The following is a 17142-nucleotide window of genomic DNA, read 5'->3' as shown; positions in this document are numbered from 1 at the left end:
GAACACCATGAGGCTCAAAGGCAAAACCGCCATCGTCACCGGGGCGGCCTCCGGATTTGGCGCGGGCATTGCCCGCAAATTCGCTGCCGAAGGCGCAAATGTGATGGTCGTCGACCTGAACACGGACGCCGCCAAAACCGTCGCAGCCGAGATCGGCGGCGTCGCACACACCGCCGACGTATCAAACGGCGATCAAGTGGCCGACATGATTGAAACCGCGATCAAGACGTTGGGCCATGTCGACATCATGGTGAACAACGCTGGTGTGACCCATCTGCCCGGAGCGATGGAAGACATTACCGAAGAAGATTTCGACCGGGTCTTCGCCGTGAACTGCAAATCCGTCTATCTGGGCGCCCGCAGTCTGGTCCCGCATTTCAAGCATCGCGGATCGGGAAACATCCTCAACATCGCCTCAACCGCAGGTGTGTCACCGCGCCCACGCCTCAACTGGTACAACGCCTCAAAAGGCTGGATGATCACCGCCACCCGTACCATGGCCGTCGAACTCGCCCCCATGGGCATCCGCGTCAACGCCCTCAACCCGGTGGCGGGGGAAACGCCGCTGCTCAAAAGCTTCATGGGAGAGGACACACCCGAAATCCGCGCCAAGTTCCTGTCCACGATCCCGCTTGGCCGCTTTTCGCAGCCCGAAGACCTTGGCAATGCGGCCGCGTTCCTGTGCTCGGATGAAGCCAGCATGATCACTGGCGTCTGCATGGAAGTGGACGGGGGCCGTTGCATTTGACCCGCTCTTCTCTGGTTCACAAATACTTCGGGGAGTGTGAGGGGCTGGCCCCTCACTCCAACGCAGCCGCACGCGGAGCGCTGAAATGACGCCCGGCAAGCGCAACCTGATCACCGATGTTGCTGGCCTTGCCGTTGGAAACGCAAAGGACGACAACCTGAAGTCGGGAACAACTGTCTTGTTGTCAGAAGACGGCCCCATGACCACCAGCTATGCCGTGATGGGCGGCGCGCCGGGCACCCGGGACACCGACCTCTTGGAGCCGGACAAGACCGTTCCCGGCGTCGATGCGATTGTGTTGTCGGGTGGGTCGGCGTTCGGTCTCGCGGCAGCGCAGGGGTTGATGGATGCGCTGGCGCAACAGGGGCGCGGGTTTCAGGTGCATTCTGCACGCGTGCCGATTGTTCCGGCGGCGATCATTTTCGACCTGCTGAACAACGGGCAGAAGGCTTGGGCCGAAAATCCATACCCGGCACTTGGTGTGGATGCGCTGGGCAATATCGCCCACGACTTTGCCCTTGGCACAGCTGGCGCAGGCACAGGGGCGACGGATGCCCAGCACAAGGGTGGGTTGGGCTCGGCCTCACTGGTCTTGCCTGACGGCACCACCATAGGCGCATTGGTCGTGGTCAATGCCTTGGGGAGCGCGACCACGCCAAGCGGCAAGCACTTCTGGGCCGCGCCGTTCGAGATTGGCAAGGAATTTGGCGGGCTTGGTCCTGATCCGACGGCAAACCTCCAAGCCCTGCTGCCCAGCCGTAAAACCACTGCGATGGCAAAACATGGCAATACCACCATCGGTGTGGTCGCAACGGATGCCCGATTGGACAAAGCCGCCTGCAAACGTTTGGCCACAGCGGCTCATGACGGGTTCGCACGGGCTTTGGTTCCGGCACACACACCCTATGATGGTGATCTGATCTTCGCGTCCAGCACGGCGCGGCGCGGTCCGCCTTCGGACGAAGTGATGCCGCTGCTGGGCCACTACGCGGCGGTCTGCATGGCCCGCGCCATCGCGCGCGCGATCTGGGAAGCCACGCCAAGCGACGACGACGCCCTGCCGACCTTTCGACAGGCGCTCGGGCAAAACTGACCCGTCAGTTTTGCAAACTCCGCAGACGGAGTTTGCTCACCGCAGGATCGGAGGTTTCTCCGCATCGCTGCCCGGCGCGATCCGCTCCACGCGGGCAGGCGCTTCGGGTTCTGGCAGATCGAACCGCAACCCGACCCGCGCCAATTGGGCTGTGACCGGATCGCTGTCGCGCAGGAACACCACGTCCAGCGCCGCAGCCTCCAACCCCGAGAACACCAGCGCTTCCTGGATGGCCCGCGCCAATGCGCTTTCCGCCCCCGGGACTGCACCGGTAAAGCCGATCAGATGTCCCCGGACACCGGTGTCATAGACCACCTCGGCCAGGTACCCGCGCCGCGCCAAACCGGCGGCTGTACGCAACTTGGCGTCAATCGCTTCGAGCAGCCCATCCGGCAAAGCCCCCGGCGCGCGAAGCTCCTCTGGCCTCGCTTCGGTTTCGGACGGGCCTTGTGCAACGGTCTCGGCCAACCAATCCACGGCCTCGGACGGCAACAGGATCGACGAAGGCGCGACCTCCGGGTTCAAGGCAATACCAATGCCCTGCCCGGCCAGCATCCCGACAATCGAGCGCCCGGACAGCGCCGCATAGGGCACGACGCGCCCGGCGAAATCGCCCAGACGGTCTTCGGTGTCGAAGACCAGTACAAACCGTGCGTCCCCCAGATCGAACAATTCGGGTTCTGCCTGATCGCCTTCAGCCTCGCGCGCCAGCATGAGAAACAACTCCGCCTCGGCCAGTCGGTCATAGAACCGCAGGCGCGGTGCGTCCGCTTCGGGATCGGCCTCCATCGCGGCATGTGCGTGGTCGAGCGGAGTTTGCAAAGTCATCCCATCACCTCTTGCACCCGGGTCCGCAAGGCAGGCAGGACCTCGGCCTCGAACCACGGGTTTTTCTTCAGCCAAGCGGTATTGCGCCAGCTTGGGTGCGGCAAGGGCAGAACCGACGGCCAATGGTCGCGCCATTTGCGCACGGTCTCTGTCACCCCGGTCTTGGTGCGCAGATGATATTTGTGCGCATAGCCTCCGACGACCAGCTTGAACGGCACGTGGCCTACGAGGTCCAGCACTTCCGCATGCCATGTCTGGCGGCACACAGCGGGCGGCGGCAGGTCCGAGCCAGCCGCATCATATCCCGGAAAGCAAAAGCCCATGGGTACGATGGCGACACGGCTTTGATCATAAAACGCGGTCCGGTCCAGCCCCAGCCAGTCCCGCAATCGGTCACCAGAGGGATCATCGAATGGGATCCGGCTGGTATGCGCGCGCATGCCCGGCGCTTGTGAACAGATGAGCAGCCGCGCGCCGGGGCGAAACCAGACCACGGGTTTGGGGCGGTGCCGCGTCGCTGTCGCGGCAAAGCGGTCTGCGCACAGGGTGCAGTTTGAAAGACGGTCCTGAACGGTCATGTCACCGGATGTAATGCCGTGCGGCTCAGGTCAATGCCTCGGGAACGATCAGCCTTGTCTCGTGGCGGATCAGACCGGCGATCCGGTGCAGGTGATCCGGACGAAACGCCACGCAGCCTTCGGTGGGATAGCCCGGCCTGCGCCAGCGGTGCAGAAAGATGGCAGAGCCCCGGCCCTTTTCGGCACGCGGCCAGTTCCAATCAGTCAGAAGGACAAGATCATAAAGCCTGTCGCCCCGCCGCAGGGTTTCATGGCTGTAGGGATACGGCGCGCGAACCATGAGGTTGTAATCTTCGTGGGTCGGGTCGTCTGACCAGAGATCGCCGGGTCGGATCGGCACGGCCCAATCGGTTGGCCGCGCCATTCGGTCCGGGCGGTACAGCAGCCCGACAATGCGATGCACACCGACCGGGGTGCCACCATCGCCCTCGCGTTTCTCAGCTCGGATACCGCCTTTGCCGATGGTACAGGGCCACATGCGGCCCATGAAGCGTAAACCCTGCCGGGTCAAAACCATGTCGCGCGGCGTCACAGAAGGTGCCCCGACTTGCGCGCCTTGGTGGCGAGGTATTCTGTGTTGTGTGGGTTTTCCCCAACCTTCAGAGGCACGCGTTCAGCCACGGTGATGCCCTGCTTTTCCATCATCGCAATCTTGGCCGGGTTGTTCGTCATCAGCCGAACAGAGTTGAACCCAAGCTTGCGCAGCAATTCGGCGCCGATGCGGAAATCCCGTTCATCATCTTCGAACCCAAGGCGATGGTTGGCTTCGACCGTGTCGAACCCCTGATCCTGCAACGCATAGGCGCGCATCTTGTTGGCAAGCCCGATCCCCCGCCCTTCCTGGTTCAGGTACAGCAGGACACCTTCGCCTTCAGCCCCCATCGCCGCCAAGGCACCGTTCAGCTGCGGACCGCAATCGCATTTCAGGCTGCCCAGAAGATCACCGGTAAAGCAGGCCGAGTGCAGGCGCGACAGCACCGGTTTGGCGCGGTCCGGACGTCCGATCTCGATCACGTAATGCTCTTCCGAACCGTCCTCGGGACGGAAAACATGCAGACGTGCGTTCTGTGCCGCACGCAGGGGCACCCGTGCGGACACCACGCTGTCAAAAACAACAGATGCGCCCAGACGCGGCGCGGCAGCGGCCGGATCAAGCAAGGTCAACCGATGTTCCGCCGCAAACGCCTTGGCGTCCGGCAAGGGCGTAACAATCACTGCGGGCAGCAATCGTGCAGACTTGGCCAGCGTGACCGCCAGTCGGTGCAGGGTGGGATCGCCTTCGCGGCGAGTCACCAACGGCCCTTTCATAGGATGCGACAGATCGTCGGCGGGATCGGCCACCGCCTGCACCCAGCGGAGCGTTGCATCGTTTGGCAGCACCACGCGCGCCACATCGCCATCATAGGCCCGCGCCTTGAGCGTTGCGGCACGACGCCCGGTCAGCACAAGATCGACATCACTGCCCAGAGCCATCACATCCCGAAGCCTGTCCGTGCCCAGCGACTCGACCGCAAGCACCAGAAGGCCGTGCGCATTGCCCAGAACAATCGGAACACCCATGCGCAGATCCGCCCGTGCGCGGGCCAGAAGATCGGTGATGTCAGGTGCCAGCGCCATGTAACCTTGGGTCTCTCACGGGGGTCTTTTGCAACAAAAGACCCCGATTTATGAAACATTTGGCCTCTGCATACACGAGGCCGTGAAACACTTGCAGCAATTCTTGCCGACGCGCAACGTCTTGCCCATCTGTCTTGAAACCGACGGAGAGACAACACGATGGCACAGCTCAAGAATATCCTACTGGTCGACGACGACGACGACCTGCGCGAGGCTCTGGCAGAGCAACTGGTCATGACCGAAGACTTCGAAGTGTTCGAAGCGGATTGCGGGACTGCCGCGATGGGTCGGGTCAAGGAACAGCTTTATGACCTGATCATCCTCGATGTGGGTCTGCCCGATACAGATGGCCGCGAACTCTGCCGCCTGATGCGCAAGCAAGGGGTCAAGGCCCCGGTGCTCATGCTGACTGGGCACGACTCGGACGCGGACACCATTCTGGGCCTTGATGCCGGTGCCAACGACTATGTCACCAAACCTTTCAAGTTCCCGGTCCTTCTGGCGCGCATCCGTGCGCAGTTGCGCCAGCATGAACAATCTGAAGACGCCATCTTTACGCTTGGGCCGTACACATTCAAACCGTCGATGAAGCTCTTGATGACAGAAGACGACAAGAAAATCCGTCTGACGGAAAAGGAAACCAACATCCTGAAGTTCCTCTACCGCTCCACCGATGGTGTGGTCGCACGGGACACTCTGCTCCACGAGGTGTGGGGCTACAACGCCGGCGTGACAACGCACACGCTGGAAACACACATCTACCGCCTTCGGCAAAAGATTGAACCCGATCCCTCCAATGCGCGTTTGCTGGTGACGGAGTCGGGTGGCTATCGCCTCGTGTCATAAGACCTTGGTCTATTTTGATTCAGATCAAAGAAGCATGGCAATCGCATCTTTTATCTGGGTCGTAACAGTTCCCGTCGCATATGCGGGTCATCATATGCACCTCCCTGTTGGACCTGGCCCCGGAAACTCTCCGGGGTCTTTTTTTAGGAGAGGCGGATGCCGCTGACCGAGACGTCCGCGCCGTAGTCATCGCCATAGGCCACGATGGCGATGCTATTGACGTCAGAAGCGGTCACCATCGCCGGCATGCCCATATGGGACGGGCTGAACATATGGAACGGAATATCCACGCTGTGCCACTTGGTCTTGGCGACAAAAGGCGCGCGATAGGAATGCCAGACACGCGACAAGTTCGGCGTCTTGAGGAACACGAAATACCGCGCTCCATTGCCTTGGACACGCAGCCGCAACCCTTCGGCATCGTGCGGCCAAGGCTCTGAAAACCGACGGCGCGCCTGAATGAAACCTCCGTTGTTGTCGGTCCGGACTGTGCCCCGCAGACGCAAGGCTCTCTTGTTGCCATCGCCGACAATCTCGGCCCTCCCCGATGAGACGCCGCCCATCACGGTATCAGCAACAAAATCCCACCTTTCGGCAGCGTCACCTGAAAAATCTTCGAATACGGTTTCCGAGAGCGATTGCCCCACAAACATGATCGACATGACCATTCCCCCATTACCCCGTGGGACATTTAGTCCACTCGGAGAATAAAAAAAGCGCCTCTGAATGAGGCGCTTTTCTTTCAGACACTTAGTCGTCCAAGGATCACGATCACTCGGCGTCTTCAGCTTTTTTCTCTGGTGCCAGCTCTTCGCCGGTTTCCTGATCGACCATCTTCATCGCAAGGCGCACCTTGCCGCGGTCATCAAAGCCCAGAAGCTTGACATAGACTTCCTGACCTTCCTTGAGCACATCCGAAGGATGGTTCAGGCGGCGGTTTTCGATCTGGGACACGTGGACCAGACCATCCCGCTTGCCGAAGAAGTTCACAAAGGCGCCGAAATCGACGATCTTCACGACCTTGCCCTTGTAGACATGGCCCTCTTCCGGCTCTGCCACGATCGAATAGATCATGTCATAGGCGGTCTTGATGGCTTCGCCATTCGGGCTGGCAATCTTGATGACACCGTCGTCGTTGATGTCGACCTTGGCACCGGACACTTCCACGATCTCGCGGATGACTTTACCGCCCGAGCCGATCACTTCACGGATCTTGTCGGTCGGGATCTGCATCGTCTCGATGCGCGGCGCGTGGATCGAGAATTCCGCAGCACCGGTGAGCGCCTTGTTCATCTCACCCAGAATATGCAGACGGCCTTCTTTTGCCTGAGCAAGAGCCTTCTTCATGATCTCCGGTGTGATGCCCGCGACCTTGATGTCCATCTGCAGCGACGTGATCCCGTTCTCGGTTCCCGCCACTTTGAAGTCCATGTCGCCAAGGTGATCTTCGTCACCCAGGATATCGGTCAGAACGGCGTAAGAGCCATCCTCTTCCAGGATCAAACCCATCGCGACACCAGCCACCGCGGATTTCAGCGGAACACCTGCATCCATCATGGACAGCGAGCCACCGCAGACCGACGCCATCGAGGACGAGCCGTTGGATTCGGTGATCTCGGACACCACGCGAATGGTGTAGGGGAAATCGGTCGGTGCCGGCAGAACAGCCTGCAGCGCGCGCCACGCCAGTTTGCCGTGACCGATTTCGCGACGCCCCGGCGACCCGACACGCCCAACCTCACCCACCGAGTAGGGCGGGAAGTTGTAGTGCAACAGGAAGTTGGAGCGGGAGTTGCCATGCAGCGCATCGATGATCTGTTCATCGTCGCCGGTGCCCAGCGTGGTCACAACAAGACCTTGCGTTTCACCACGGGTGAAAAGCGCGGACCCGTGAGTCCTCGGAAGAAGGCCGGTTTCACACACGATCGGACGAACTGTATCGAGAGCACGCCCGTCGATCCGCTTGCCTGTCTTGACAACATCACCGCGCAGAACGGATGCCTCGAGCTTTTTCAGGGCGGAACCAAGGTTCTCATCCGCAAGCTGCTCTTCGGTCAGGGCTTCCATGATCGCCGATTTGGCTGCGGACACGGCTGTGGTGCGTTCCTGCTTGTCGGTGATCGCATAGGCGGCGCGGATCTTGTCCTCGCCTGCGGCTTTCACAGCCGCATAGAGGTCGGAGTAATCCGGCGGCTGGAAATCAAACGGCTCTTTCGCGGCGTCTTCGGCCAGATCGATGATCAGATCGATCACCGGCTGGATCTGTTCATGCGCAAACGTCACAGCACCGAGCATTTCGTCCTCGGTCAGCTCGTACGCTTCGGATTCCACCATCATCACGGCGTCTTTGGTGCCTGCGACAACCAGATCGAGCCGCTGCTCGGGGTTGTTGCGCAGCTGGTCCATATCCTCGACCTCGGGGTTGAGGATGTATTCGCCATCGACATAACCCACACGGCAGCCCGCGATCGGGCCCATGAACGGCGCGCCGGAAATGGTCAGCGCGGCAGACGCAGCGATCATCGCCACGATGTCGGGGTCATTGACCAGATCGTGCGACAGAACAGTACACATCACCAGAACTTCGTTCTTGAAGCCCGGCACGAACAGCGGGCGGATCGGACGGTCGATCAGGCGCGCGGTCAGCGTTTCCTTTTCGGTCGGACGCGCTTCGCGCTTGAAGAAGCCACCCGGCACTTTACCGGCGGCATAGTATTTTTCCTGGTAATGGACGGTCAGCGGAAAGAAATCCTGACCGGGTTTGGTCTGCTTTGCAAAGGTCACGTTGGCCATGACCGAGGTTTCGCCGAGGGTTGCAATCACGCTGCCATCGGCCTGACGAGCAACCTTGCCCGTTTCCAGTGTGAGCGTTTCTTCGCCCCACTGCATGCTTTTCGTCGAAATGTTGAACATCTTCGTTTCCTGTAAGGGAGCACTCCCGGCCCTCCGGGTCTCCCGTTTTCATGGCGGCCCCATTGCCGCCGACCCTTTCATCATTCCATGCGCCAGGGTCGAAGCGTCACGTCTCAGATTGGGGGGCCATACAGGATTATTGCGGGTTTGGAAAGGGATCTGACGTGTCTTTACGTCGGCTTAACACTGCATGGGCAAGGATGGTTTATGGAAGTCGTAGACCGTCACATCCCGGATCAATGGATCGAACAGGTTTTTGCTGCAAAGGCCGTTGCAAAAGGCGGAATTGTGCGACGCGCAGTGCCGTGGGTGGAACGCGAAATCGGGCGGGAGCGGTTCATCTGCGAAGTCGAGGGACGCGGATTTCATCTGCTTGAATGTGCAGGTCAATTCATCGTCATCTGTTCGGACGCCCCGGTTAAGCGTTGGTTGTGATGCCGCCCAAGCCTGCTCTGTTTCCCGCATGATCCGATTGACCGCACTTTGTGGATGGCAAACACTCTTGTTCGCAGGCCCCGAATTTTCTGCGAAAATTCGGGGAAACAGATTAAGGTTTCATTACGCCCCGCACCTCAATGTTGCCACCAAGACAAAAAGAAAAAGCCGCGCAAAGATTGCGCGGCCATATTCGAATATCCCCTGCAATTCACATGAGGATGTCCAAAATCCTCAGCGGCGAATGCCCAGACGCTGGATCAGATTCTGATACCGCTCTTCGTCTTTGGCTTTGGTGTAATCCAGAAGCTTACGACGCTGCGCAACCAGCTTGAGCAGACCACGACGCGAATGGTTGTCTTTCTTGTGGGTCTTGAAGTGCTCGGTCAGGGTAGCGATACGCGAGGTCAGGATGGCAACCTGGACTTCGGGCGAACCAGTATCGCCGTCTTTGGTTGCGAATTCCTTGATCAGGCGATTCTTTTCTTCAACAGTGATCGACATCGGGGTCTCCTTTCGAAGGTTTGAGTGAATGGCACAAGCCGGGATGTCGTCCAGCAGGGCCCGTGGAGAATCTCCGCACGATGTACGGATGCGGGCGTATAGGCGATAAACTTCAGTTTTGGAAGGCCCTTATCCTTGCTGTCGCCGTCTATTGTCACCGTGCTGTTTGTAAACCTCTGGCACATCTCGTTTTGGCAACAAGTTTGGCGGTGGGCACTTGCGCCAGACATGCGCCATCCATCAGAACCTCTGTCCAATCAGGATCCCCGCCGCACAGCCGCAAGGTGATTTTCGGCGGATGGCCTGCCAGCAAACTTGTCTGTGCGCAAAGAAACTCCTCGACGTCCTCATAAGACGCGAGCCGAACAGGCGAGCGCGGACGAGAGCCCTTCTGGTGGATTCTGCCCGTACGGCGGAAAAGGCCGATGGCGTCGATCGGAACATCCGGCCAGTCCACAGGTGACGGAATCCTATGGCCGCGTCCGAAAGATCGCGCCTGCGCAGCACATATTCGCAAGGCTTGGGTGATGCCGCCAATAAATGACCCCGCAACGAACAGCATATTGGCCCACATTCTTCAGATCGCCGCTCAGCCTTACGTCAAAGCTGTAAACAATCGCTCACCTCAGCTTCGCCTAGCGGAAAAGAAGCGTAAAATTCGAAGGATCACCCCTCAGAATAGCGATGTTTGAAACGCCATTCCTTGGGCGCAGTCGCAAAAGAAACATAAAGCGGATGGCGGGGATGACCGTCTTTGGTCAAACCCAAATGATAGAGCGGACCCGTGATCCTCCGCGCCAGTTCCCGGCCCCGGCCCTCGTGGCCGCCATGTACCCCCCAAGCCGCCAGACTCATCCCGGCAACGTGTAGCCAGTGATCCAAAACGGCATCGTTCGCATCGCCACATGGCGCAGTCGCCTGCTTCAAATCCTCTGGGCGGGTGGCGCGATAGGCAAAGAGGTTTGCCACCATGACACCGCCAAATCCCATCGCACGCGCACGCGTTTCACATCGCGCGACCGTGGGATCATTGCGGTGCTCGTCTGCCGTGGATGGGTTCAACATGATGAACAAGAGACTGGGCTTGGCGTTGTCCCAAACCCGCGACAAGCCGTAACGGTATTGGTCGCACTGCGAATACCAGACCTGCGACAAACACCCTTCGGCTTCGTGGGACCGGTAGACCAATGCGTTATGCAGCTCTGACGGCAGGGCGGTCATGCGGTGACGAAAACGCGCGACGGGTGCACTTCGCCTGATTTGTAACGTCCCACGGCAACCGGAACTCCATCGCAGGACACCCAACACTCATCGCCGTATTCGACCCCGGAGGCGATCACCATTGCCGGATTGCCATTGCGCAATCTGGCAGCGGCCTCGGGCGTGCAGGTCAACTCCGGAAGATCTGCCAAACCTTCCTCCAAAGGAAGAAGATGCGCATCAAGTTCCGGCGTTCTGGCAAGGGCGTCTAACTGTTCGAGGCTAAGGCCGTCTTCGGCCTCAAACGGGCCAGACCAGACCCGACGGAGCCGCAGAACATGACCAAGGCACCCCAATGCCTCGCCCAAATCGCGGGCGATGGAGCGCACATATCCGCCCTTGCCGCACACCAGCATCAACACGGCATGGTCCGTGTCCGGTCGGTCGAGAAGAGTCAGTTCATCGACGAACAGGGGACGCGCCGCGATCTCCATTTCCTCGCCATCGCGGGCGCGCTTATAGGCGCGTTCGCCGTCGATCATGACCGCCGAAAACTGCGGAGGGACCTGTTGGATGTCGCCGACAAACTGGTGCAGAGCTTCCTTGATTTCGTCGTCAGACGGACGCAGATCCGAGGTTGCGATTACCTCTCCTTCGGCATCGTCCGTACGGGTCGCCTGTCCGAACCGTACGGTAAACTCGTAGGCTTTGAGGGCATCGGTGATATAGGGCACCGTCTTGGTGGCTTCGCCCAGGGCAACCGCAAGAACACCCGTCGCTTCGGGGTCAAGGGTTCCGGCATGGCCTGCCTTCCTGGCATCGAACGCCCAGCGGACTTTGTTGACCACGGCCGTCGAGGTCAGGCCTGCGGGTTTGTCCACCACCAGCCACCCGGAAATATCGCGCCCCTTGCGTTTGCGTGCCATTCTGCCTCTCCCATGCCTGAAAGATCGGCGAGGTATCGCAGGGCACCCTGTCTGTCAATTCGTCAGCGGACGGTCAGTCGATATCCCGCGCTTCGTCGATCAACATGATCGGGATGCCGTCCCGGATCGGGTAGGCCAGATGCGCAGAATGACTGATGAGCTCCTGCTTGGCTGCATCATATTCGAGCCGCCCCTGCGTTTGCGGGCAGACAAGCGCCTCAAGCATCTTGCGGTCAAACCCCGGCAATTCGGTCATTGCAGGATATCCTCGGACTGGCCGCCGCGCAGCGCGTATTCGATCAGCGTGACCAGTGTTTCACGGCGCGTGGACAGCGACGGCGCTTCGAGCAAGGCCTGTTTCTCTTCCGGCTCGAAATCCAGCAACATGGACAGCGAATTGATCAGAAGTTCATTGTCGGCATCTTTGAGTGTCGCCCAATCGGCGGAAAGATCCCGCGCCGAAAAGTAGCGGTCCAACAGGTCAAGAAACGCATCGCGATCGAACCCGCGATCATGCTCCGGTCCACCTTGGTCGCGATCAAACCCATCCCAATTCACCTCGAACCGGCGATAGGGCGTAAATCCTTCAACCTCATCTCCGATCCGGAACCGTGAAATCCCGCACAGGGTAATCATGTAGCGCCCGTCTTCGGTTTCCGAAAACTGGGTGACACGTCCGGCGCACCCGATGCGATGCAAAGCACCCTTGTCGCCTTTCGGTCGCGCATTGGGTTGCACCATCCCGATCAGACGAGATGGCGTTTTAAGAGCATCTTCAAGCATTTGCAGGTAGCGCGGCTCGAACAGATGCAACGGAAGCCGGGCGCGGGGCAGCAGAAGCGCCCCGGGCAACGGAAACACGGGAATAGACCCGGGCAATTCGGTGACTTTGTCATGGGCAGTGACGTAGCCTGACCGAACGATCAGGCAAATATCATCGAGCTCAATTTTCGACGCCCGTTCAAAGCCACCGGATCGTTTGGTTTCAGCGCTTCGAAAATCGTCATCAACTGGGCTTTGGCAGCACCTTCGTTCCATTCGCGATCCCGGCGGAACAGTTCGAGAAGGTGATCGACGGCGGCCTGCCCATCCCCTTTGGCGTAAAGGGCCTGTGCCAGATCGAACCGCGCCTGATGGTTGTCTGGGTCCGTTTCTACGGCAGCTTGCAATTCGGCCACCGGGCCGGAATTGCTCGCCTGCTTGGCAAGTTCGAGTTGCGCGTGCACAGCCTCAAGTTCGGGTTTGCCGGAGATCTCGGCCGATGCGCCGTTCAGAATGGCTTCAGCCTGATCAAGGTCATCGACAGCGATCGCACACCGCACGAGGCCTGCATATGCGCGGGCATGCAATGGGTCTTCTTCGAGGACCGCTGCAAAGGTCTGCATCGCATCTACGGCCGCGCCTGCCTCCAGCATCTCTTCGGCGGCTTCAACCGCATCATCCAGACCGCCGCTTGCATCACCACCGGCTGCCTTGATCACGCGCTCGACGAAGGCCTTGATTTCGGATGCAGGCAGCGCTCCTTGGAACATGTTCACCGGACGCCCTTTGACAAAGGCCACCACGGTCGGGATCGACTGGATGGGCAACCCTTGCTGGGCCAGCGCCTGCACCAGCCCCTGCGCCTCGTCCACGTTCACCTTGGCCATCTTGACCGCACCACGGGCGCGGGTCACCTCGCCTTCGAGCATCGGGCCAAGCGTCTTGCACGGTCCACACCACGGCGCCCAGAAATCCACGATCACCGGGGTCTGCATGCTTCCGTCGATCACTTCGGCCATGAACGCATCCTGCGACACGTCCTTGATCAGGTCAGCCGCGGCCGGGCTTTGTCCAAGTTCGATCATCTGCGTCTCCTGTCGCCGTTACCGTCCAGTCACGGCGTAGATGGCGCACCGAACCCGGTCTTGCAAGGGGTCAGCCCCCGATCAGGTCGCCGATAAGACGGGCCACACGGTCTGGATGGGTGATCGGAACCATATGCCCGGCGTCGGCGACGGCGACATCTACAGCCCCCGGTATCCGCTGCGACAGCGTTTTGTGAATCGCCGCAATGACCGGAACAGAGTTTGCGCCCCGGATCAATCGCGTTGGACATGTGATGCCCTCGAGCCGTCCCGGTTCCAACAACCCATGGGCGTCGTCGATCAGACAGGGTTGGGTTTCCAGAATGAAGGGCATCTGCGCAGACGACTGCATCTGCTCCTTTTCGCTGAGCGCCTCCCAAGGGCGACCGTCGCCCCAAACACGGAAAAAATCTGCGGCTGCAGTTGCCCAGTCCTCTTGCTCCAATGCCGCGCCGAAGGCTTGCGCGCTGTCAAGGTAGTCTTGAAAGACCGCCTCATCGCTGTCCCGCGCGGCGGCAAAAAACACCGGTTCAATCAACGTGAGGCTGCGCACCTTGTCCGGTTCTTCTATCGCAACCCGCAGCGCCACGGTTGCGCCGAAACTGTGCCCGATCACATGTCCACCGTCACCAAGGCAGTCGCGGGCAACCGTTGTGACTTGATCGTGCAAATCGCCGCGGTGATCCCAAGGCGCACTGCGACCATGACTGGGCATATCCGGAGCCGTCATGGAAAGTCTGTCCGACAACAGAGTGGCGAGCGGGGTCCAGATTTTGGAGTGTGCCAAAGCGCAATGCAAAAGCACCGCCGGTTCTGGCCCATGGCCAAACGAGCGGATGAAAACCGGGAACCCGCCTTTCACGTCGTGCGGCATCAAAGCCTTCCGGCGAGATGCAGATCGAGGTCTTCTATCCGGTCTTGGCCCCAAAACCGCTGGTCGCCATCGGTGATGTAAAACGGTGCTCCAAAAACGCCTCTGGACGCGGCTTCTTCGAGATTTGCCGCATAGGTTTCCGCCCCGCTGAGCAGTCCGCTGTCGGCCAGAGCCGGATCAAACCCGGCATCGGCAAGCGTGCTGCGGACGACGTCATCCTGCGCGATGTCTTTGTTCTCGGCCCAGACTGCCCGCAGAAACCCGTGCGCCAGCTTGCCCAGATCACCGCCGCCTGCGTTTTGGGCTGCAATGATCGCATAGGACGACGGCGCGCCGTTGGTGGGCCAGAACGCCGGTTGCAAGTTGAATGGCATCCCGAGCTTTTTCGACTGACGGGTCAGTTCCTGCGCCCGCAATTGTTGCCGGCTCGGATGCCGTTCCTTGGGTGGCGTGCCCCCGGTGCGCCCGAACAGGGCAACTACATCCAAAGGTTTGTAGGTGATGGTTGCGCCGTGTTTCGCCGCGACCTCTTCCATCCGCATGCCCGCAAGATAGGCGTATGGGGAAAGTGTTGAGAAGAAGTAATCAATGTGGGCCATTTGGTCCCTCCGGACGTCAGTTGCTTTGCGCGACGGTAGGCCCATGCTAAGGCGAGCGCAACGTCACGAATTTGTCATAACCGACTGCCTACGGAGCCTGCCGCCATGCCAAGCATTGATGAACCCAAACTGATCTCTGGCAATGGCAATATGCCTCTGGCCAAGGCGATTGCCCGACGCATGACCATGTATCGCGGCATGAGTGTGGGATTGGTCGATGCCCGCGTGGAACGGTTCAACGATCAGGAAATCTTTGTCGAGGTCTACGAAAACGTTCGCGGCGAGGACATGTTCATCATCCAGCCAACGTCGAACCCGGCCAACGACAACCTGATGGAACTGCTGATCATGTCCGACGCCCTGCGCCGGTCATCGGCTGCGCGTATCACCGCCGTGATCCCCTATTTCGGCTATGCCCGTCAGGACCGCCGTTCGAAGGCCCGCACGCCGATCAGCGCGAAACTGGTGGCCAATATGATCGTTGAAGCGGGGATCGAACGGGTTCTGACAATGGACCTGCACGCGGCCCAGATTCAGGGTTTCTTCGACATCCCGGTGGACAACCTCTATGCGTCACCGATCTTTGCTTTGGACATTCTGGAGCAGTTCAAAGGGGATACATCGGACGTGATGATCGTGTCCCCCGATGTCGGCGGCGTGGCCCGCGCGCGCGAACTGGCCAAACGGATCAATGCGCCGCTCGCCATCGTGGACAAGCGCCGCGAAAAGCCCGGTGAAGTTGCCGAGATGACCGTGATCGGCGATGTGACCGCGAAGAAGTGCATTATCGTTGACGACATTTGTGACACTGCCGGAACCCTCTGCAAAGCAGCCGAGGTCCTGATGCAACACGGTGCAACCGAAGTGCATTCCTATATCACCCACGGCGTTCTGTCCGGCCCCGCGGTCGAGCGGATCACCAATTCGGTGATGAAGTCTCTCGTGATCACCGACTCCATCCAGGCAACCGACGCCGTTGCAAACGCGAAGAACATTCGCATCGTCCCGACAGCACCGATGTTCGCGCAGGCGATCCTGAACATCTGGAACGGGACATCTGTGTCGTCTCTGTTCGAGACGGAAACGCTGGGCCCGATTTACGAAGGCATCCTGTAAGTCAGGGCGTCGTCGCCCCTGCGGACAAAAGGGACGGTCCGGTGATGCGATCCGGCTTGTGATGCGCTGCACCTGATGCGCTTGCTCTGCGCTTCAGGTCACATCCCAATCGTCGTCATCCGTAACCGCCCCGATGGCAATCCACGAAATCCGAACACGCGCCACCTTGGTGTCCTTCCATGTTCTGAACACGGCGTCGAACCCGGTTTCCGAGATGTTCTCGGCTGCAAGGTCCGCACGGACGTTATGAGCGCTGTCCATGTCCCAAAGCGTCAGTGACACATGCACAATCGGCGGCACCGCGAATTGTTGATCGAAGGCGATCCACTGGCTGCGCGCGCGTGACCCTTCGCCCGTCCACATCTCGCCGCCCTCCTCGAAATCCGAGAAGAGATCAACCGAGCCTTGTGCGATCCCGATCCGTGAACTGTTGATGACTTGCATGGTACCATCTCTTGACGTCTGGCCGTTCTACCGCAAGGCAAAACGGCACAAAACGAAAAAAGCCCCGCGGTGTCGCGGGGCCTTTGATCTGGAAACAGAACTCGGATCAGAGCGACGGTTGTTTCGTGGACAGACCGATATGCGTGCCCACAGCGACCATGTCGGCCAGCAACTTGGCAGCATCGTCGACCGGACCGGGTTCGTTCTTGAAGGTTTCCTTGACCTGCTTGTAGGCGGCATGCGCCTCATCGACCATCGCCTCGTAGGCGGCCTGATCGACATCAGCTTTCGGAACGGCACGTTCCGCAAGAACGGACAGGCCTTCGCCCAGTTCGGCGAAACCACCGGTCACCACAAACTCTTCGATGCCCTTGTCGGTCTCGACCTTGAGAACACCGGGGCGCAGCGTGGTGATGAGCGGCGCATGGTTCGGCATCGCCGTCATGTCGCCATCGGCACCCGGGATCTGCACAGATTTGACCTGCGCCGACATCAGGCTGCGCTCGGGGCTGACCAGATCGAATTGCATGGTCTCTGCCATGAGTGATCTCCTTTTGGGTGGTGCGCTCGTCTG

At 59.8% G+C, this 17142-nt stretch carries 21 protein-coding genes; 5 read left to right on the top strand and 16 right to left on the bottom strand.

Annotated features, from left to right (window positions below):
• The first annotated feature begins 7 nt into the window (after positions 1–7).
• Both ACMVPR_RS19560 and ACMVPR_RS19555 read left to right on the top strand, forming a co-directional pair.
• A complete protein-coding gene (locus tag ACMVPR_RS19560) occupies positions 8–748 on the top strand; it encodes an SDR family oxidoreductase (RefSeq protein WP_416884230.1) in 741 nt (246 codons plus the stop codon).
• Positions 749–833: 85 nt separating this feature from the next.
• Positions 834–1841: a P1 family peptidase gene (locus ACMVPR_RS19555; RefSeq protein ID WP_416884229.1), complete on the top strand. Its 1008-nt coding sequence runs from the start codon at positions 834–836 to the stop codon at positions 1839–1841.
• 36 nt (positions 1842–1877) lie between these two features.
• Here ACMVPR_RS19555 and ACMVPR_RS19550 read toward each other — a convergent pair whose 3' ends face one another.
• From ACMVPR_RS19550 to ribA, 4 genes are read right to left on the bottom strand one after another with little or no spacing between them, the layout of a single operon-like run.
• Entirely contained in the window at positions 1878–2669 is a 792-nt protein-coding gene (locus tag ACMVPR_RS19550) for an SseB family protein (RefSeq protein WP_416884228.1), read from the bottom strand.
• On the bottom strand, positions 2666–3247 hold the full coding sequence (locus tag ACMVPR_RS19545) for a uracil-DNA glycosylase family protein (RefSeq protein ID WP_416884227.1): 582 nt from the start codon (positions 3245–3247) through the stop codon (positions 2666–2668). The genes ACMVPR_RS19550 and ACMVPR_RS19545 overlap by 4 nt, the downstream gene beginning before the upstream one ends.
• Positions 3248–3272: 25 nt before the next feature.
• Positions 3273–3779 carry a L,D-transpeptidase family protein gene (locus ACMVPR_RS19540; protein ID WP_416884226.1) on the bottom strand — a complete coding sequence of 169 codons (507 nt, stop codon included), beginning with the start codon at positions 3777–3779 and terminating at the stop codon, positions 3273–3275.
• Complete coding sequence (gene ribA / locus ACMVPR_RS19535) at positions 3776–4864, bottom strand: GTP cyclohydrolase II (protein WP_416884225.1); 1089 nt, start codon at positions 4862–4864, stop codon at positions 3776–3778. The genes ACMVPR_RS19540 and ribA overlap by 4 nt, the downstream gene beginning before the upstream one ends.
• Before the next feature lie 159 nt (positions 4865–5023).
• On the opposite strand from ribA, the gene ACMVPR_RS19530 reads away from it, so the two are divergent.
• On the top strand, positions 5024–5710 hold the full coding sequence (locus ACMVPR_RS19530) for a response regulator transcription factor (RefSeq protein ID WP_416884224.1): 687 nt from the start codon (positions 5024–5026) through the stop codon (positions 5708–5710).
• Between the two features lie 143 nt (positions 5711–5853).
• Here ACMVPR_RS19530 and ACMVPR_RS19525 read toward each other — a convergent pair whose 3' ends face one another.
• A complete protein-coding gene (locus tag ACMVPR_RS19525; RefSeq protein WP_416884223.1) occupies positions 5854–6372 on the bottom strand; it encodes a CIA30 family protein in 519 nt (172 codons plus the stop codon).
• 109 nt (positions 6373–6481) lie between these two features.
• Positions 6482–8623, bottom strand: a complete 2142-nt coding sequence (gene pnp, locus ACMVPR_RS19520) for a polyribonucleotide nucleotidyltransferase (RefSeq protein ID WP_416884222.1) — start codon at positions 8621–8623, stop codon at positions 6482–6484.
• Between the two features lie 207 nt (positions 8624–8830).
• On the opposite strand from pnp, the gene ACMVPR_RS19515 reads away from it, so the two are divergent.
• The gene (locus ACMVPR_RS19515; protein ID WP_416884221.1) at positions 8831–9058 is read left to right on the top strand and encodes an N-(5'-phosphoribosyl)anthranilate isomerase; all 228 of its coding nucleotides are present in this window, start codon (positions 8831–8833) and stop codon (positions 9056–9058) included.
• Positions 9059–9292: 234 nt separating this feature from the next.
• Here ACMVPR_RS19515 and rpsO read toward each other — a convergent pair whose 3' ends face one another.
• From rpsO to ACMVPR_RS19475, 8 genes are all read right to left on the bottom strand, one after another.
• Complete coding sequence (gene rpsO, locus ACMVPR_RS19510) at positions 9293–9562, bottom strand: 30S ribosomal protein S15 (RefSeq protein ID WP_292264966.1); 270 nt, start codon at positions 9560–9562, stop codon at positions 9293–9295.
• A 666-nt stretch (positions 9563–10228) separates the two neighbouring features.
• The gene (locus ACMVPR_RS19505) at positions 10229–10783 is read right to left on the bottom strand and encodes a DUF1643 domain-containing protein (RefSeq protein WP_300583379.1); all 555 of its coding nucleotides are present in this window, start codon (positions 10781–10783) and stop codon (positions 10229–10231) included.
• Positions 10780–11688, bottom strand: coding sequence for a tRNA pseudouridine(55) synthase TruB (gene truB / locus ACMVPR_RS19500; RefSeq protein ID WP_416884220.1), 909 nt, complete (start codon positions 11686–11688; stop codon positions 10780–10782). The genes ACMVPR_RS19505 and truB overlap by 4 nt, the downstream gene beginning before the upstream one ends.
• Before the next feature lie 73 nt (positions 11689–11761).
• Positions 11762–11944 carry a Trm112 family protein gene (locus ACMVPR_RS19495; RefSeq protein WP_292264969.1) on the bottom strand — a complete coding sequence of 61 codons (183 nt, stop codon included), beginning with the start codon at positions 11942–11944 and terminating at the stop codon, positions 11762–11764.
• Complete coding sequence (locus ACMVPR_RS19490) at positions 11941–12549, bottom strand: LON peptidase substrate-binding domain-containing protein (RefSeq protein WP_416884219.1); 609 nt, start codon at positions 12547–12549, stop codon at positions 11941–11943. Before ACMVPR_RS19490 ends, ACMVPR_RS19495 begins: the two co-directional genes overlap by 4 nt.
• Positions 12550–12611: 62 nt before the next feature.
• Complete coding sequence (locus ACMVPR_RS19485; protein WP_416884218.1) at positions 12612–13535, bottom strand: tetratricopeptide repeat protein; 924 nt, start codon at positions 13533–13535, stop codon at positions 12612–12614.
• A 70-nt stretch (positions 13536–13605) separates the two neighbouring features.
• Positions 13606–14409 (bottom strand): alpha/beta fold hydrolase, encoded by an 804-nt coding sequence (locus ACMVPR_RS19480; protein WP_416884217.1) that lies wholly within the window; start codon positions 14407–14409, stop codon positions 13606–13608.
• Positions 14409–15008 carry a 2-hydroxychromene-2-carboxylate isomerase gene (locus tag ACMVPR_RS19475; RefSeq protein ID WP_300583392.1) on the bottom strand — a complete coding sequence of 200 codons (600 nt, stop codon included), beginning with the start codon at positions 15006–15008 and terminating at the stop codon, positions 14409–14411. The genes ACMVPR_RS19480 and ACMVPR_RS19475 overlap by 1 nt, the downstream gene beginning before the upstream one ends.
• 105 nt (positions 15009–15113) lie before the next feature.
• Between ACMVPR_RS19475 and ACMVPR_RS19470 the strand changes: the two genes are divergently transcribed.
• On the top strand, positions 15114–16124 hold the full coding sequence (locus tag ACMVPR_RS19470) for a ribose-phosphate pyrophosphokinase (RefSeq protein WP_300583395.1): 1011 nt from the start codon (positions 15114–15116) through the stop codon (positions 16122–16124).
• 93 nt (positions 16125–16217) lie between these two features.
• On the opposite strand, the gene ACMVPR_RS19465 is transcribed toward ACMVPR_RS19470, so the two are convergent.
• Entirely contained in the window at positions 16218–16568 is a 351-nt protein-coding gene (locus ACMVPR_RS19465; protein WP_300583398.1) for an H-type lectin domain-containing protein, read from the bottom strand.
• A gap of 106 nt (positions 16569–16674) precedes the next feature.
• Positions 16675–17109 (bottom strand): F0F1 ATP synthase subunit epsilon, encoded by a 435-nt coding sequence (locus ACMVPR_RS19460; protein WP_300583400.1) that lies wholly within the window; start codon positions 17107–17109, stop codon positions 16675–16677.
• Between the last annotated feature and the right edge of the window lie 33 nt (positions 17110–17142).

The sequence above is a fragment of the Marivita sp. genome (genome assembly GCF_048006345.1).
Classification (GTDB): Bacteria; Pseudomonadota; Alphaproteobacteria; order Rhodobacterales; family Rhodobacteraceae; genus Marivita.
This window is presented reverse-complemented; position numbering and strand designations above follow the sequence as displayed.

Bases quoted from the DNA above. Each gene is read 5' to 3' on its own strand.
- ACMVPR_RS19475 (WP_300583392.1), bottom strand. From the start codon at position 15,008: ATGGCCCACATTGATTACTTCTTCTCAACACTTTCCCCATACGCCTAT.
- ACMVPR_RS19485 (WP_416884218.1), bottom strand. From the start codon at position 13,535: ATGATCGAACTTGGACAAAGCCCGGCCGCGGCTGACCTGATCAAGGAC.
- ACMVPR_RS19525 (WP_416884223.1), bottom strand. From the start codon at position 6,372: ATGTCGATCATGTTTGTGGGGCAATCGCTCTCGGAAACCGTATTCGAA.
- ACMVPR_RS19470 (WP_300583395.1), top strand. From the start codon at position 15,114: ATGCCAAGCATTGATGAACCCAAACTGATCTCTGGCAATGGCAATATG.
- ribA (WP_416884225.1), bottom strand. From the start codon at position 4,864: ATGGCGCTGGCACCTGACATCACCGATCTTCTGGCCCGCGCACGGGCG.
- ACMVPR_RS19545 (WP_416884227.1), bottom strand. From the start codon at position 3,247: ATGACCGTTCAGGACCGTCTTTCAAACTGCACCCTGTGCGCAGACCGC.
- ACMVPR_RS19505 (WP_300583379.1), bottom strand. From the start codon at position 10,783: ATGACCGCCCTGCCGTCAGAGCTGCATAACGCATTGGTCTACCGGTCC.
- ACMVPR_RS19480 (WP_416884217.1), bottom strand. From the start codon at position 14,409: ATGCCGCACGACGTGAAAGGCGGGTTCCCGGTTTTCATCCGCTCGTTT.
- ACMVPR_RS19465 (WP_300583398.1), bottom strand. From the start codon at position 16,568: ATGCAAGTCATCAACAGTTCACGGATCGGGATCGCACAAGGCTCGGTT.
- ACMVPR_RS19495 (WP_292264969.1), bottom strand. From the start codon at position 11,944: ATGACCGAATTGCCGGGGTTTGACCGCAAGATGCTTGAGGCGCTTGTC.
- rpsO (WP_292264966.1), bottom strand. From the start codon at position 9,562: ATGTCGATCACTGTTGAAGAAAAGAATCGCCTGATCAAGGAATTCGCA.
- truB (WP_416884220.1), bottom strand. From the start codon at position 11,688: ATGGCACGCAAACGCAAGGGGCGCGATATTTCCGGGTGGCTGGTGGTG.
- ACMVPR_RS19555 (WP_416884229.1), top strand. From the start codon at position 834: ATGACGCCCGGCAAGCGCAACCTGATCACCGATGTTGCTGGCCTTGCC.
- ACMVPR_RS19515 (WP_416884221.1), top strand. From the start codon at position 8,831: ATGGAAGTCGTAGACCGTCACATCCCGGATCAATGGATCGAACAGGTT.
- pnp (WP_416884222.1), bottom strand. From the start codon at position 8,623: ATGTTCAACATTTCGACGAAAAGCATGCAGTGGGGCGAAGAAACGCTC.
- ACMVPR_RS19560 (WP_416884230.1), top strand. From the start codon at position 8: ATGAGGCTCAAAGGCAAAACCGCCATCGTCACCGGGGCGGCCTCCGGA.
- ACMVPR_RS19530 (WP_416884224.1), top strand. From the start codon at position 5,024: ATGGCACAGCTCAAGAATATCCTACTGGTCGACGACGACGACGACCTG.
- ACMVPR_RS19550 (WP_416884228.1), bottom strand. From the start codon at position 2,669: ATGACTTTGCAAACTCCGCTCGACCACGCACATGCCGCGATGGAGGCC.
- ACMVPR_RS19460 (WP_300583400.1), bottom strand. From the start codon at position 17,109: ATGGCAGAGACCATGCAATTCGATCTGGTCAGCCCCGAGCGCAGCCTG.